The sequence below is a fragment of the Pseudomonas sp. W2Oct36 genome (assembly GCF_041060465.1).
Taxonomy (GTDB): Bacteria; Pseudomonadota; Gammaproteobacteria; order Pseudomonadales; family Pseudomonadaceae; genus Aquipseudomonas; species Aquipseudomonas graminis_B.
Genome location: NZ_JAUERW010000001.1, coordinates 317,435 through 332,806, shown reverse-complemented (window position 1 = coordinate 332,806; position 15,372 = coordinate 317,435). Strand labels below are relative to the sequence as shown.

The window sequence follows — 15,372 nt, the reverse complement described above, 5'->3', positions numbered from 1 at the left end:
CGGGAATCGGGGTATACGCAGCGTGACGTATGCGCGTACGTCATTTGACGTAGGGCCGGAAGCGCCGGACCGGGGCATGATTGCGCCCGCGGCACAGAAGTTGCTCCTGGAATGGTTGAGGTCTCGATTCGACCTCGTTGGAGCGCCGCCCGCTCGCTCCAACACAGGTGAGTGGCGAATTCGCTCTCTCTCATCAGGAACCCTTCAGTGCGCCCCTCCGGCTCTCAACGCATCATCAAGGTGCGCCGCGATTACAATCGTCTGGTCGCCGACGAGACCATGGAAGACTACGCGTTGCGTTTTACGCCCAAGTCCTTTCGCAAATGGTCGGAATTCCGCATCGCCAACACCGCTGTCGGGGCCGTGTCGTTCCTGGCACTGGAAGCCATCGGCGGCGCGCTGGTGATGAGCTACGGCTTCACCAACACCTTATGGGCCATCATCGCCATGACGGTTGTGATCTTCCTCACCGGGCTGCCCATCAGCTACTACGCCGCGCGCTATGGCGTGGACATGGACCTGCTGACGCGAGGCGCCGGCTTCGGCTACATCGGCTCGACCATCACCTCGCTGATATACGCCAGTTTCACCTTCCTGTTCTTCGCCCTGGAAGCGGCGATCATGGCCCTGGCGCTGGAGCTGTACACCCACATTCCGCTGGCGCTGGCGTACGTGATCTGCTCGATCATCGTCATCCCGCTGGTGGCCTACGGCATCACCCTGATCAGCCGCCTGCAGATGTGGTCGCAACCCTTGTGGCTGACGTTGCTGATCGTGCCGTACGTGTTCGTGATCTGGAAAAACCCCGACGCGCTGGCCGACCTCACCACCTTTGCCGGCCGGGAGGGCGAGGGCGGCACGTTCAATCTGCTGCTGTTCGGCGCCGCGTTCAGCGTGGCGTTGTCCCTGGTGACGCAGATCGGCGAGCAGGTGGACTACCTGCGCTTTCTGCCGGAAAAAACCCGCCGCAACCGCAAGCGCTGGTGGGCCGCGCTGCTGATGGCCGGGCCCGGCTGGGTCATCCCCGGCGGCCTGAAAATCATGGCCGGCGCCTTTCTTGCCTTTCTCGCCCTGCAACACCAAGTGCCCATCGAACGCGCGGCCGAGCCGACGCAGATGTACCTGGTGGCGTTCAACTACGGGTTTGCTTCCCCGGAATGGGCGCTGGCGGCCATGGTGCTGTTCGTGATCATTTCCCAGATCAAGATCAACATGACCAACGCCTACGCCGGGTCTCTGGCATGGTCGAACTTCTTCGCCCGGGTCACCCACAGCCATCCGGGCCGGGTGGTCTGGCTGGTGTTCAACGTCGCTATCGCCTTGATCCTCATGGAACTGGGTGTGTTCGACGCCATCGAGGAAGTGCTCGGCCTGTATGCCAACGTCGCCATCGCCTGGATCGGCGCGCTGGTGGCCGACCTGGTGATCAACAAGCCCCTGGGGCTGTCGCCCAAACACATCGAATTCAAGCGCGCGCACCTGTACGACATCAACCCGGTGGGCGTCGGTGCGATGTTTATTGCGTCACTGCTGTCGATGTGCGCCCATTTCGGTGCGCTGGGGGAGGTGGCCCGGGCTGCGCCGCCGCTGATTTCCCTGACCAGCGCCCTGATCGCGGCGCCGTTGATCGCCTGGCTGACCCAAGGCCGTTACTACATCGCCCGGGACAGCGACCCCGGTTTGCTGTTCCCCCTCGGCCGCCAGACCAGCCTGCGCTGTGGCGTGTGCAGCAACCGTTTCGAAACCCCGGACATGGCCTGGTGCCCGGCCTACGGTTCGCCCATCTGCTCGTTGTGCTGTTCCCTGGACGCCCGCTGCGGCGATCAATGCAAAACCCGCTCGCGGCTGTCGACCCAGTTCGAGGACCTGATCGCCCGCCTGCTGCCCCGCTTGCCACGCCAATACCTGCACACCCGGCTGGCGCAATACCTGGGCCTGCTCACCGTGTTGGTGCTGACCCTGACCGGGGCGCTGACGATGATTTACAGCCAGGTCTCACACGGCTTGATCGATCAATCGCCGCAGGTGCATCACACCCTGATGCTTGCGTTTCTCAAGGCGTTCCTGACCTTTTGCGTGTTCGCCGGCGTACTGGCCTGGTGGGTGGTGCTGACCCGGGAGAGCCGGCGCGTGGCCCTGGAAGAATCCGAGCGGCAGACGGCGCTGCTGATGCAGGAAATCGAGGCGCATCACAAAACCGATCAGGCGTTGCAGGAAGCCAAGGAAGCCTCGGAGGCCGCCAACGCCGCCAAGAGCCGCTATGTCACCGGGCTTTCCCACGAGCTGCGCACGCCGCTCAACAGCATTCTTGGTTTCACCCAGATCCTGCAACGGGACGTCGCCACCCCGAGCAAGCATCTGGATTCCCTGGCGACCATCATGCGCAGCAGTTCGCATTTGTTGTCGCTGATCGACGGCCTGCTGGACGTGGCCAAGATCGAAGCCGGCAAACTGCGGCTGGAGCCGACGGAAATCCTGCTCCAGGAGTTTCTCGACGACCTGGAGAAAATGTTCGCCAGCACGGCCCGGGAGAAAGGCCTGCACTTTCGTCTGGAGCTGATCGGGCGCATGCCGGAAGTGGTGCGCGGCGACGAGAAGCGGGTGCGGCAGATTCTGATCAACCTGCTGGGCAACGCGATCAACTTCACTGACAGCGGGGAAGTCTGCCTGCGGGTCAGTTACCGGCGCGAGACCGCGACCTTCGACATCATCGACACCGGAATCGGCATCGCGCCGGATCAGATCGAACGGATTTTTCAGCCGTTCGAACGGGGCGGGCTGGTGCGCCAGGACAACGGCGTGGGCCTGGGGCTGACCATCACGCGGATGCTCACGGCGCTGATGGGCGGCGCCTTGTCCGTCAGCAGTCAGCCGGAGGAAGGCACGCGGTTTCAGGTGCGGCTGTTCCTGTCCGAAGTGCGGGTGCCCAAGGCGATCATCGACGTCAACCACGACGTCATCGGTTACGACGGTCAGCGGCGGCTGATTCTGGTGGTGGACGATCACATCGAGCACCGCAAGGTCATCAGCGGCATGCTCATGCCCCTGGGTTTTGACGTCGTGCAGGCGGCCAACGGGCAAGAGGCGGTCAGGCAGGTGTCGCTGTTGCACCCGGACCTGATCCTGATGGACCTGTCCATGCCGGACATGGACGGTTGGGCGACCAGCCGCATGATTCGCCGCAACGCGCTGTCCCTGGCGCCGATCATCGTGCTGTCGGCCAACGCCAATGCCTTCGCCGATGACAAGGAACGCAGCCTGCAGGTGTGCAATGACTACCTGGCCAAACCCCTGCATTTGCCGCAACTGCTGGACCGGATTCAGCACCATCTGCAACTGACCTGGCAGCGGCGTTTGCGCAGCGCCCCGTTGCTCGTGCAAACGCCGGTGGTGTTGCCGTCGCGCGAAGATCTGGAAGAGCTGTATGAGCTGTGCGGCCTGGGCTATATCCGCGGCATCGAACAAAAACTCGACGCCATCGAGCGCGAGAACACCCACAGCACCGGTTTTGTCACCCGCCTGCGAACCCTGGCGTCAGGTTTTCGCCTGGATGAACTCAGTCTTCAATTGAAGGAGGCCCTTAATGGACGCCATGACCCGAGCCGCTGAAAACGGCGTCATTCTGATCGTCGATGACGTACCCGATAACCTGGCGCTGCTGTCCGATGCCCTGGACGAGGCGGGGTACATGGTGCTGGTGGCGCTGGACGGGCACAGCGCGTTGACCCGCATCCAGCGTCGGCGTCCGGACCTGATTCTGCTGGACGCGATGATGCCCGGCCTGAACGGCTTCGACACCTGCCGCCAGATCAAGGCACAACCGGACACCGCCAACATCCCCGTGCTGTTCATGACCGCGCTGACCGACAGTGAGCACGTGGTGCAGGGTTTCGAGGCTGGTGCCATCGACTACGTCACCAAGCCGATCGAGTGCGCTGAAATGCTGGCCCGGGTCGCGTCGCATTTGCGCACCGCGCGCATCCTGCACACCGCCCGCACGGCGTCGCAGCCGGTGACGTTCGAAGACAAATCCGCCTACGGCAAACTGTCCCGCCGCTTCCAGCTCACCGACCGGGAAATCGAAGTGCTGCGCTGGGTGTCCTTCGGCAAAACCAACAAAGACATCGCCGACATCCTGCAACTGAGCCCGCGAACGGTGAACAAACACCTGGAACACATCTACATCAAACTGGGCGTCGAAACCCGCACCGCCGCCACCTCCGTGGCCATGGCGGCAATGACCGAGCGGGTGTGATCCCCGGGATACGAAGATCAAAAGCAGATCAAGAGCTTCCCGGCTGAAGCCGGTCCTACAGTCAGAGCCAATCCCACTGGCTGCACCCGGTCTCCTTGTGGGACCGGCTTTAGCCGGGAAGAGGCCGGTTTGAGCGCTGCCAATTCTGCGGTATTGATTAATGCGGGATTAATGGGGACTGATTTATTTACAGCGCTTCACCGTAAATTAATCTGTCCCCGTGTCCCCGCGCGTCACAGGTCTCCCTGACGGGATGAGGTGCTTGTGCAGGACCGGCTTCAGCCGGGAGGGCGCCAGGCTGCACACCCTCAATCTTTGGATCCAGCCACCCCATAAACGCCCCGCGTTTGGATAGAAGCTGAATCGTTTAACCCCTCAAATAACCACTCCCGATCTTCATTACTCACCGGCCCTAAATTCCCCGTCTTCCCAGCCGAAACATGTTCAGGCCGTGCCTTCTCGTTCTTGCAGCCCTCGTGCAAAGCGCAGCGCACCTATCGGCATCGCACTCTCGTCGCTGTCATCTCTGGTTATGGACACACGCATATGATCAAACGTCTGGGTTTCAGCAAAAAGATCCTGCTGGCCGCTGCACTCATCGTGGTAGTTGCTTTCTCGTGTTTTATTCTGGTGAACGACTTTCGCCAGCGCGAAACCCTGAAGAACAGCGTCGCCTCCGAACTTCAACAGATGGGCAGCCTGACCACGCAAAACATCCAAACCTGGCTCGACAGCCGCACGCAGTTGCTCAACTCCATGGCCCAGCAGATCGCGGTTGACGGTCCGGCGGTGAGCAGCCTGCAACGGGCGATCGGTCTGCCGGTTTACCCGGACAACTTCCAGCTCAGTTATTTCGGCAGCAAGGACGGCGTGATGTTTTCCGTGCCCACGGGCAACCGCCCGGCTGACTATGACCCGAGGGCCCGTGGCTGGTACAAGGCGGCCGACGCGGCGCAAGGCATTATCGTCACCGAACCGTACATCGCCGCGTCGTCGGGCAAGCTGGTGGTGACCCTGGCCACGCCGGTGCGCCAGCAAGGGCAGATGATCGGCGTCGCGGGCGCGGACATTTCCCTGGACGCCATCAGCAAGACCATCAACTCGCTGAACTTCGGCGGGCATGGTTATGCGTACATCGTCAGTGCCGACGGCAAGATTCTGATCCACCCGGACACCAAGCTGATCCTGAAGAATGTCAGCGAGGCCTACCCGAGCGGCGCACCGACCATCGCGCCGGGCGTGGCGGAAATCGAGTCCGGCGGCAAGGCGCAGATCATCTCGTTCACCAAGGTGGAAGGGCTCTCGTCGGCCAATTGGTACGTGGCGTTGGTGCTGGACCGCGACGCGGCCTACTCGATGCTCAGCGAATTCCGCTCGTCGGCGATTCTCGCCATGGTCATTGCCGTGGCGATCATCATGGTGCTGCTGGGGCTGTTAATCCGCGTGCTGATGCAGCCGTTGCACCAGATGGGCCGGGCGATGCAGGACATTGCCGACGGCGAGGGTGACCTGACCATGCGTCTGGCCATCGTGTCCCAGGATGAGTTCGGCGCGCTGGCGCAGTCGTTCAACCGTTTCGTGGAGCGTATTCACAGCTCGATCCGCGAAGTGGCGTCGACCGCCGGGCAACTGGGGGAAGTCGCGGCGCGCGTGGTCGGGGCCTCGAACTCGTCGATGGGCAATTCCGATCAGCAGACCAGCCGCACCAGCAGTGTGGCCGCGGCGATCAATCAGCTCGGCGCCGCCGCCCAGGAAATCGCCCAGAACGCCGCGCTGGCGTCGCAGCATTCCAGCGACGCCACGCAACTGGCCAGCGAAGGCCAGGGCGTTGTCAGTCAGACGATCAAGGCGATGAACCAGCTGTCCGAGAAGATCAGCGAGTCGTGTGCCAACATCGAGACGCTGAACAACAAGACCGCGAACATCGGGCAGATTCTGGAAGTGATCACCGGTATCTCTCAGCAGACCAACTTGCTGGCGCTCAACGCCGCCATCGAAGCGGCGCGGGCAGGGGAAGCGGGGCGTGGCTTTGCGGTGGTGGCGGACGAGGTGAGGAACCTGGCGCACCGCACCCAGGATTCGGCGCAGCAGGTGCAGGGGATGATCGAGGAGTTGCAGGTGGGCGCGCGGGACGCGGTGATCAACATGACCGAGAGCCAGCGTCAGAGCGAGAACAGTGTGACGATCGCCAATCAGGCGGGCGAACGGCTCAATAGCGTGACCCGCCGGATCAGTGAGATCGATGGGATGAATCAGTCGGTGGCGACGGCGACCGAGGAGCAGACGGCGGTGGTTGAGGCGATCAACGTGGACATTACCGAGATCAATACGCTGAATCAGGAGGGGGTCGATAATCTGAAGTCCACTCTTGATGCTTGTGCGCACTTGGAGCATCAGACGGCGCGGTTGCAGCATTTGGTGGGGACTTTCAGGATCTAGACGCAAGATCAAGATCAAGATCAAGATCAAGATCAAGATCAAGATCAAGATCAAGATCTAGAGCGTCGGCCTAACGGCCTCTGTTTCGCCTTCGGCGAGTTACTTGGAAAAGCACCCCAAGTAACCAAGGGTGCTTGCTCCTGGCTTGGTTCCTCCTTCGTCGGAATACCCTCACTCCGACGACGCTCCGTGGGCCCGCGCCGAACGGACATCCATGTCCTGACGGCGCTCTCGCCGCATCCCTGCGGCTCGGCCCACTACGCGTCGTCTACGTTCAGCCTGCACCCAAGTCGCGATGGGCGTCGTCTGAACTATTTGTGTTTCAAGATCAAAAGCAGATCAAAGCACGCGTAGTAGGACCGGCTTTAGCCGGGAAGAGGTTAGCTCAGACGCCAACATTGGATCGTTCCCTACGCTCCGCGTGGGAATGCATCCCCTGACGCTCCGCGTCACCGGTCTTACTGACGGGATGCGGTACTTTTGTGGGACCGGCTTCAGCCGGGAAGGGGCCAGTCTCCACACCCTGGATCTTGAGGCGTGACACCCGACGTCTTCCCGGCTAAAGCCAGTCCTACGGTCGAAATGCATTTCCATAGTGGGACCGGCTTCAGCCGGGAAGGGGCCAGCCTTTACACCCTGGATCTTGCGGCGTGACACCCGACGTCTTCCCGGCTAAAGCCAGTCCTACGGTCGAAGTGCATTTCCATAGTGGGACCGGCTTCAGCCGGGAAGAGGCCAGCCTTTACACCCTCAATCCCGCAGCGCGCCATCCGACGCCTTGCCCGCTAACGCTGGTACTGCTAACCCCATAGCGTTGTGCCAACGGACCAACGGCACGAATTATTTGTTTCAGTCTTGGCATTGACCCCGCTGTCCTGCCTTCAACATCCGCGCAACTTGTCTAGCCCGCACAGCGGCTAGATCGCCCTTGGGCGCCAACCTGTCCAGAAAAACCCCGAAAAGTCCCGTAGCAAACCGTCTCCGAAGTGCAATCCCACAGTCATCGTCGGTTCATGGAACTGCCACAGGCTGCCCCTAATGTCACTCGCACCGAACGCGGCCATGGACGGTCGTGCGGCTGATCATTCACTCCCGGCAGGACGCTGGAATCACAAAACCAGAGAAGCCCATGACCGCAGCCATCCACGTCGACCGCCTGAACAAGACCTTCGCCCGAAAGACCGCTTTGGTTGACCTTGCATTGTCTATACAACACGGGGAGATGGTCGCGCTGATCGGCGCGTCCGGGTCCGGTAAATCCACGCTGTTGCGTCACCTGGCCGGGCTGGCCTGTTGCGACCGCAGCAATGGCGGCAGCGTCCAGGTGCTGGGCCGTGAAGTGCAGGCCTCGGGACGGCTCAACGGCAAGGTGCGTCGCCTGCGCGCGGACATCGGCTACATCTTTCAGCAATTCAATCTGGTCAATCGCCTCAGCGTACTCGACAACGTCCTGCTCGGCTGCCTGGGTCGCATGCCGCGCTGGCGTGGAAGCCTCGGCCTGTTCAACGCCGAGGAGAAAGCCCGCGCCATGGCCAATCTTGACCGCGTCGGCCTTGCCGATCTGGCGCCGCAGCGGGCTTCGACCCTCTCCGGCGGCCAGCAGCAGCGGGTGGCCATTGCCCGCGCGCTGACCCAGCAGGCCGAAGTGATTCTTGCCGACGAACCCATTGCCTCCCTCGACCCCGAGTCCGCGCGCAAGGTCATGGAAATCCTCGCCGACATCAATCGCCGGGACGGCAAGACCGTCGTCGTCACCCTGCATCAGGTGGATTACGCCGTGCGCTATTGCCCGCGTGCCGTGGCACTCAAGGGCGGGCGCATTCACTTCGACGGCAACGGCGCCGAGCTCAACAGCCAGTTCCTCAACGACTTGTATGGCGCCGACGCCGACACCAGCCTGATGTTCGACGGCAGCGCACGGGACACCGAACGACCCTCGCGACTGCTGATGGCCCGTGCCTGACTCAGTGGCGGCACCGGTAACCGAAACACTCAACCCACACCCAAAACCCAGCTCAGGGAGTTCCCCATGTTGAACCGTATCGGGCGCGTCTTCGCGTCTGCCGCTGTCGTCGCCGGTTGCCTGATGGGCACTGCGCAGGCCGATGACAACGTCATCAACTTCGGCATCATGTCCACTGAGTCGTCGCAGAACCTGAAGAGCGTCTGGCAGCCGTTCCTCGACGACATGACGAAAAAGACCGGGCTTAAAGTCAACGCCACCTTCGCCTCCGACTACGCCGGCCTGATCCAGGGCATGCGCTTCAACAAGGTCGATGTGGCCTGGCTCGGCAACAAGGCGGCCATGGAAGCGGTGGACCGTTCCGGCGGCGAGATCTTTGCCCAGACCGCTGCTGCCAACGGTGCGCCCGGGTACTGGAGCGTGATCATTGCGCGCAAGGACAGCCCGATCAATTCGGTCGAGGACATGCTCAAGCACGCCAAGGAACTGACCTTCGGCAACGGTGACCCGAACTCCACCTCGGGCTATCTGGTGCCGGGCTACTACGTCTTCGCGCAGAACCACGTCGACGCCGCCACCGCCTTCAAACGCACGCTGAACTCCAGCCATGAAGTCAATGCCCTGAGCGTGGCCAAAGGGCAACTGGACGTCGCGACCTTCAACACCGAAAGCTGGGACCGTCTGGCAGTCACCCAGCCGGACAAGGCCGCCATGCTCAAGGTCATCTGGAAATCGCCGCTGATCCCCGCCGACCCGATGGTCTGGCGCAAGGGCCTGTCGGACGCGGACAAGAACAAGATCCGCGACTTCTTCGCCAACTACGGCGACACCGACGAGGAAAAGGCCGTGCTGAAGAACATGCAGATGGGCAAGTTCCTCAAGTCCTCGGACGACCAGTTGCTGACCATCCGCCAGCTCGAGCTGTTCAAGCAGAAGACCGAAACCACGGCCAGCACCACCCTCAGCGCCGAAGAGAAGGCCACTCGCCTGAAAGACATCGACGCCGGGCTGACCAAGCTGCAGGACCGTATTTCCGAGCTGGAAAAACAAGGCACCGCCAAGGCGGGTTGATGCACGGGGCGCGCCTGCCTGTGGGGACCAACCCCTTGCAGGCACGGCGCGCCAGTCATGACGCTTCATCCGTTCGCAACCGGACTTTTTATGACCACTCACGCTGCTTACATCGAAGCCGCCGGCAAGCGCAGCTGGCCGCAATACCTGGGCTGGGGCTTGTTCCTGGCGATGATGGCCTGGGCCTGGCACGGCGCGGAAATGAACCCGCTGGCGCTGTACCGCGACTCCGGCAACATGGCGACCTTCGCCGCCGACTTCTTCCCGCCTGACTTCCACGAATGGCGCGCGTACCTCAAGGAAATGATCGTCACCGTGCAGATCGCCCTGTGGGGCACGCTGCTGGCGATCGTCTGCTCGGTACCGCTGGGCATTCTCTGCGCCGACAACATCACGCCGTGGTGGATTCATCAACCGTTGCGCCGGGTCATGGATGCGTTCCGCTCGATCAACGAAATGGTCTTCGCCATGCTCTTCGTGGTCGCTGTCGGCCTGGGCCCGTTTGCCGGTGTCCTGGCGTTGTGGATCAGCACCACCGGCGTGCTCGCCAAGCTGTTCGCCGAAGCGGTGGAAGCGATCGATCCCGGTCCCGTCGAAGGCGTGCGTGCCACCGGCGCCAGTGCCTTGCAGGAAGTGATCTTCGGGGTCATCCCCCAAGTCATGCCGCTGTGGATTTCCTACGCGCTGTACCGCTTCGAATCCAACGTGCGCTCGGCGACGGTGGTGGGGATGGTCGGTGCCGGCGGGATCGGCGTGATCCTCTGGGAAAACATCCGCGCCTTCCAGTTCACCCAGACCTGCTCGGTGCTGCTGGTGATCATCGTGGTGGTGAGCGTCATCGACATTTTCTCCCAGCGCCTGCGCAAGCAGTTCATCTAACGACCACGACAGGAGAGGGTGCGAACCCTTTTTTTAGCCATGCAGTTGTCTAGACAAACCGAAACGATGAACCGCGGGGCTTTGCCCCGTGAACCCCTGCACCGTGAACCCAGATACCGCGAACTGGCGCAGACCTTGCGCAGTGAACTCGACCGCTACACCGCCGGCGAATACTTGCCCGCCGAAGTCCAGCTGGCCGCGCGCTTCGAGGTCAACCGCCACACCGTGCGCCGGGCCATCGACGAACTGGTGCGCGAAGGCAGCCTGCTGCGCCGACAGGGCAAAGGCACCCAAGTGCTGGGCCGTCCGCTGGTGTACCCGGTCGCCGCCGGCAGTGCCTACAGCGAATCCCTCGCCGCGCTCGGCCACGGCGTCGAAGCGGTGCTGCTGCAACGCCGGCACTGCACGGCGACGGTGGAGGAGGCCGCGCATCTGGGCCTCGAACCCCACGCGCCGCTGATCGAACTGCAAACCCTGCGCCGCCTCGACGGCCAGCCGGTCTGCCTGATTCGCCACCGTTACTGCGCCACCCGCGCGTCGTTGATCGCCGACTACGTCAGCGGCTCGGTGCGCCAGTTCCTCACCGAAAGGCAGTTGCCGTTGACCCGGACCTTCAGCCTGATCGGCGCGCGCCTGCCCAGTCGCGAAGAGGCCAGCGTGCTGCTGATGCCGCGCCACTTGCCGGCGCTGACGGTGCTGACCCTTTCCCACGATGCGCACGGAAACCCGGTGGAGATTGCCCACTCCACCAGCCGCTCCGACCGCTTCCAGTATCAGATCGTCACCTGATGGAGATGCCCTCGATGACTGCCACACCCGTTTCCTCCAACGCGGCCGACGCCCCGGCAACCGGCCATGCCGCTCGCCAGCACTGGATCGGCGTGCTGTCGCGCAGCCGCCGCGCCGAACTGCAGGCCCACGAAGCCGCCCTGCGTGACGCGGACTACCAACTGATCCGCGCGCCGGAAATCGGCATGACCCTCGTGCGGGGCCGCATGGGCGGCAGCGGCGCGCCGTTCAACGTCGGCGAGATGACCGTGACCCGCTGTGTGGTGCGCCTGGCCGACGGCCGCACCGGCTTCAGCTACCTGGCGGGGCGCGACAAGGCCCACGCCGAGCTCGCCGCCCTGGCCGACGCCCATTTGCAGGGCGCGCAACAGGCCCACTGGATCAGCGACCTGATCGACCCGCTGGCCCGCGCGCAAGACCTGCGCCGGGCCCAACAACAAGCCGAAACCGCCGCGACCAAAGTGGACTTCTTCACCCTGGTCAGAGGAGAAAACTGATGAGCACCTCTCTCGCCACTCAATCCTTGCCCGCCTCGCTGTTGCAGCCGGCATTCACCGATCCGGTGCTGGATGCCCAGCGCAGTTTTCGCGCCGCGCTCAAGGCCCTGGCCGGCCCCGGTGTCGCCCAAAGCCTGCTCGCTACGCAAACCCCGCCGCACCTCGAAGGCCTCGCCGCGGCCAGCCACGCCCTGTGCCTGGCCTTGCTGGACATCGACACGCCGCTGTGGCTCGCGCCCACGTTCGACACCCAGGCCATCCGCGCCAACCTGACCTTCCATTGTGGCTGCCCCATCGTCAGCGACCGGCAGAATGCCCGCTTCGCGCTGCTCGACGACAGCCAGTTGCACGACCTCAGCGGTTTCGACCTGGGCAACGATCGCTATCCCGACCAGTCCTGCACGCTGCTGGTCCAGTTGCCGAGTCTGCAGGGCGGCCCGCAACTGGCCTGGCGCGGGCCGGGGATCGAAAGCAAAAACCACGTCAGCCTGCCGTTGCAGGAGGCGTTCTGGCAGGAGCGCGAAGCGCGCAATGACTTCCCCCGCGGGATCGACGTGTTCTTCGTCGCCGGCAGCGAATTGCTCGGTTTGCCGCGCAGCACCCAAGTGCTGTTCAAGCCGCAGCCGTCCAGTCTGCAACCGTCCAGCCCTCAACCGTCGACAGGAGCCGTCTGATGTACGTTGCCGTCAAGGGTGGCGAACAGGCCATCGACAATGCCCACAAACTGCTGGCGAAACGACGCCGGGGCGACACGTCCGTCGCCGAACTGGGCGTGGAACAAATCCGCCAGCAATTGCCTTTGGCCGTCGCCCGGGTGATGACCGAAGGCTCGCTGTACGACGCCGAACTCGCCGCGCTGGCGATCAAGCAATCGGCCGGCGATCTGGTCGAAGCGATCTTCCTGCTGCGCGCCTACCGCACCACGCTGACCCGCTTCAGCGCCAGTCTGCCCATCGACACCTCGGCCATGCAGCTCAACCGGCGTCTGTCGGCCACGTTCAAGGACGTCCCCGGCGGGCAACTACTGGGCCCGACCTTCGACTACACCCACCGCTTGCTGGATTTCACCTTGCTGGCCGAGGGCGAATTCCCTGGCCCTGAAGGGCAGGCCGACGCGGCCGTTCAGGATTGTCCGCGGGTGCTGGGGCTGCTCGCCAAAGAAGGCCTGATCAAGGAAGAACAGGACACCGGCGCGCCGGTCGCTGACATCACCCGCGAGCCTCTGGAGTACCCGGCCAGCCGTGCCGAACGCCTGCAAGCGCTGGCCCGCGGCGATGAAGGCTTTCTCTTGGCCCTGGGCTATTCGACCCAGCGCGGCTACGGCCGCAACCACCCGTTTGCCGGCGAGATTCGCGTCGGTGACGTGGAGGTGTGGATCGAGCCGGAAGAGCTGGGCTTCCCGATCTCCATTGGCGCCATCGAGGTGACCGAGTGCGAAATGGTCAACCAGTTCGTCGGTTCCGCCACCGAGCTGCCGCAATTCACTCGCGGCTATGGCCTGGCCTTCGGGCACGCTGAACGCAAAGCCATGGGCATGGCGCTGGTGGACCGCTCGTTGCGCGCCGGGGAATACAGCGAGGAAGTCGTCTCGCCGGCCCAGCAGGAAGAATTCGTGCTTGCCCACTGCGACAACGTCGAAGCCGCCGGTTTCGTTTCGCACTTGAAACTGCCGCACTACGTGGACTTCCAGTCGGAACTGGAACTGATCCGCACACTGCGCACGCCCTCCAAGGAGCAGGCCCAATGAACGCCGCCACGCCGCCACGTCTTCAGCCACAGGCCCCCCGAGACGAGGCCTACAACTTCGCGTATCTGGATGAACAGACCAAACGCATGATCCGTCGCGGCCTGCTCAAAGCCGTGGCCATTCCCGGCTATCAAGTGCCCTTCGGTGGCCGTGAAATGCCGCTGCCTTACGGCTGGGGCACCGGCGGCATGCAGCTGACCGCCGCGATCCTCGGCGCCGAGGACGTGCTCAAAGTCATCGATCAGGGCGCCGACGACACCACCAACGCCGTGTCGATTCGCCGCTTTTTCGCCCGCACCGCCGGCGTCGCCACCACCGAGCGCACACCCGAGGCGACGATCATCCAGACCCGTCACCGCATCCCGGAAACGCCGCTGCACGCCGACCAGATCATGGTCTATCAGGTGCCGATTCCGGAGCCGTTGCGCTTTATCGAGCCGTCGGAGACCGAGACCCGCACCATGCACGCGCTGAACGACTACGGCGTCATGCACGTCAAGCTCTACGAAGACATCGCCACCTTCGGCCACATCGCCACGGCCTACGCCTACCCGGTGACCGTCGACGAGCGCTACGTCATGGACCCGTCGCCGATCCCCAAATTCGACAACCCGAAACTCGACATGAGCCCGGCATTGATGCTGTTCGGCGCCGGTCGCGAGAAGCGTCTGTATGCGGTGCCGCCGTTCACTCGCGTCACCAGCCTGGACTTCGAGGATCACCCCTTCGAGGTGCAGAAATGGGCGCACAACTGCGCCATCTGCGGCAGCCACGAGTCGTTCCTCGACGAGCTGATCCTCGACGACCAGGGCACCCAGAGCTTCGTCTGCTCGGACACCGACTACTGCGCGCAACGGGTCAGTCAGGGGAGGGCCGCGCAATGAATGCTGCTCAACAGATCGACCGTGATGCCGTCAGCGACCGCACCCAGCCACTGCTGAAAGTGCGCGGCCTGACCAAGTTGTACGGTCCGGAGAAAGGCTGCCAGGACGTCAGTTTCGAGCTGTACCCCGGCGAAGTGCTGGGCATCGTCGGCGAATCCGGCTCCGGCAAGTCGACGCTGCTGTCGCTGCTCAGCGGCCGTTGCCCGCCCGACCGGGGCGTCATCGATTACCGCCTCGCCGACACCCATAAAAATGCCGGCCAATGGCTGGACCTGTACAGCGCCAGCGAGGCCGAGCGCCGCACCTTGCTGCGCACCGAGTGGGGCTTCGTCGAGCAGAACCCTCGGGACGGCCTGCGCATGGGCGTTTCAGCCGGTGCCAATATCGGCGAGCGGCTGATGGCCCAGGGCGTGCGCAATTATCAGGCGCTGCGGGCGGCGGGGCTGGACTGGCTCAACCAGGTCGAGATCGACCCGGCGCGCATCGACGACTTGCCACGGACCTTTTCCGGCGGCATGCAGCAGCGCCTGCAAATCGCCCGAAATCTGGTGTCCGGCCCACGGCTGGTATTCATGGACGAGCCCACCGGCGGCCTTGACGTGTCGGTGCAGGCGCGTTTGCTCGACCTGATGCGCGGGCTGGTGCGCGAGCTGGACCTGGCGGTGGTGATCGTCACCCACGACCTGGCCGTGGCCCGTTTGCTCGCCGATCGGCTGATGGTCATGCGCCGTTCCCACGTGGTGGAAACCGGCCTGACCGACCAGATCCTCGACGACCCGCAACATCCGTATTCGCAGCTGCTGGTGTCTTCGGTGCTGCAGCCATGATCCGACTTTCGGGATGCCTTC

At 63.4% G+C, this 15,372-nt stretch carries 12 protein-coding genes; all 12 read left to right on the top strand.

Annotated elements, in window-relative coordinates:
• Positions 1-207 precede the first annotated feature (207 nt).
• The 12 genes from QWI18_RS01500 to phnK all read left to right on the top strand — a co-directional run bounded on the left by QWI18_RS01500 (position 208) and on the right by phnK (position 15,351).
• Positions 208-3,609 (top strand): ATP-binding protein, encoded by a 3,402-nt coding sequence (locus QWI18_RS01500; protein ID WP_369318000.1) that lies wholly within the window; start codon positions 208-210, stop codon positions 3,607-3,609.
• Positions 3,584-4,255, top strand: coding sequence for a response regulator (locus QWI18_RS01495; protein ID WP_065991644.1), 672 nt, complete (start codon positions 3,584-3,586; stop codon positions 4,253-4,255). The genes QWI18_RS01500 and QWI18_RS01495 overlap by 26 nt, the downstream gene beginning before the upstream one ends.
• Positions 4,256-4,801: 546 nt before the next feature.
• Positions 4,802-6,694 (top strand): methyl-accepting chemotaxis protein, encoded by a 1,893-nt coding sequence (locus QWI18_RS01490; RefSeq protein WP_192131507.1) that lies wholly within the window; start codon positions 4,802-4,804, stop codon positions 6,692-6,694.
• A 1,129-nt stretch (positions 6,695-7,823) separates the two neighbouring features.
• Positions 7,824-8,657: a phosphonate ABC transporter ATP-binding protein gene (gene phnC / locus QWI18_RS01485; RefSeq protein WP_065991645.1), complete on the top strand. Its 834-nt coding sequence runs from the start codon at positions 7,824-7,826 to the stop codon at positions 8,655-8,657.
• Positions 8,658-8,723: 66 nt separating this feature from the next.
• Positions 8,724-9,728 carry a phosphonate ABC transporter substrate-binding protein gene (phnD, locus tag QWI18_RS01480; RefSeq protein ID WP_192131511.1) on the top strand — a complete coding sequence of 335 codons (1,005 nt, stop codon included), beginning with the start codon at positions 8,724-8,726 and terminating at the stop codon, positions 9,726-9,728.
• Positions 9,729-9,818: 90 nt separating this feature from the next.
• Positions 9,819-10,607, top strand: coding sequence for a phosphonate ABC transporter, permease protein PhnE (gene phnE, locus QWI18_RS01475; protein ID WP_074887601.1), 789 nt, complete (start codon positions 9,819-9,821; stop codon positions 10,605-10,607).
• A 66-nt stretch (positions 10,608-10,673) separates the two neighbouring features.
• Positions 10,674-11,396 carry a phosphonate metabolism transcriptional regulator PhnF gene (phnF, locus tag QWI18_RS01470; protein WP_369317999.1) on the top strand — a complete coding sequence of 241 codons (723 nt, stop codon included), beginning with the start codon at positions 10,674-10,676 and terminating at the stop codon, positions 11,394-11,396.
• Between the two features lie 14 nt (positions 11,397-11,410).
• The gene (gene phnG / locus QWI18_RS01465) at positions 11,411-11,893 is read left to right on the top strand and encodes a phosphonate C-P lyase system protein PhnG (protein ID WP_369317998.1); all 483 of its coding nucleotides are present in this window, start codon (positions 11,411-11,413) and stop codon (positions 11,891-11,893) included.
• Between the two features lie 26 nt (positions 11,894-11,919).
• Positions 11,920-12,567 (top strand): phosphonate C-P lyase system protein PhnH, encoded by a 648-nt coding sequence (gene phnH / locus QWI18_RS01460; RefSeq protein WP_369318165.1) that lies wholly within the window; start codon positions 11,920-11,922, stop codon positions 12,565-12,567.
• Positions 12,567-13,640, top strand: coding sequence for a carbon-phosphorus lyase complex subunit PhnI (locus QWI18_RS01455; protein WP_369317997.1), 1,074 nt, complete (start codon positions 12,567-12,569; stop codon positions 13,638-13,640). The genes phnH and QWI18_RS01455 overlap by 1 nt, the downstream gene beginning before the upstream one ends.
• Positions 13,637-14,524 carry an alpha-D-ribose 1-methylphosphonate 5-phosphate C-P-lyase PhnJ gene (locus QWI18_RS01450; protein ID WP_192131519.1) on the top strand — a complete coding sequence of 296 codons (888 nt, stop codon included), beginning with the start codon at positions 13,637-13,639 and terminating at the stop codon, positions 14,522-14,524. The genes QWI18_RS01455 and QWI18_RS01450 overlap by 4 nt, the downstream gene beginning before the upstream one ends.
• Positions 14,521-15,351, top strand: a complete 831-nt coding sequence (phnK, locus tag QWI18_RS01445) for a phosphonate C-P lyase system protein PhnK (protein WP_065991652.1) — start codon at positions 14,521-14,523, stop codon at positions 15,349-15,351. The genes QWI18_RS01450 and phnK overlap by 4 nt, the downstream gene beginning before the upstream one ends.
• Positions 15,352-15,372: the final 21 nt, after the last annotated feature.

Bases quoted from the DNA above. Each gene is read 5' to 3' on its own strand.
- QWI18_RS01490 (WP_192131507.1), top strand. From the start codon at position 4,802: ATGATCAAACGTCTGGGTTTCAGCAAAAAGATCCTGCTGGCCGCTGCA.
- phnE (WP_074887601.1), top strand. From the start codon at position 9,819: ATGACCACTCACGCTGCTTACATCGAAGCCGCCGGCAAGCGCAGCTGG.
- QWI18_RS01450 (WP_192131519.1), top strand. From the start codon at position 13,637: ATGAACGCCGCCACGCCGCCACGTCTTCAGCCACAGGCCCCCCGAGAC.
- phnC (WP_065991645.1), top strand. From the start codon at position 7,824: ATGACCGCAGCCATCCACGTCGACCGCCTGAACAAGACCTTCGCCCGA.
- phnF (WP_369317999.1), top strand. From the start codon at position 10,674: ATGAACCGCGGGGCTTTGCCCCGTGAACCCCTGCACCGTGAACCCAGA.
- phnD (WP_192131511.1), top strand. From the start codon at position 8,724: ATGTTGAACCGTATCGGGCGCGTCTTCGCGTCTGCCGCTGTCGTCGCC.
- QWI18_RS01495 (WP_065991644.1), top strand. From the start codon at position 3,584: ATGGACGCCATGACCCGAGCCGCTGAAAACGGCGTCATTCTGATCGTC.
- QWI18_RS01455 (WP_369317997.1), top strand. From the start codon at position 12,567: ATGTACGTTGCCGTCAAGGGTGGCGAACAGGCCATCGACAATGCCCAC.
- phnG (WP_369317998.1), top strand. From the start codon at position 11,411: ATGACTGCCACACCCGTTTCCTCCAACGCGGCCGACGCCCCGGCAACC.
- phnK (WP_065991652.1), top strand. From the start codon at position 14,521: ATGAATGCTGCTCAACAGATCGACCGTGATGCCGTCAGCGACCGCACC.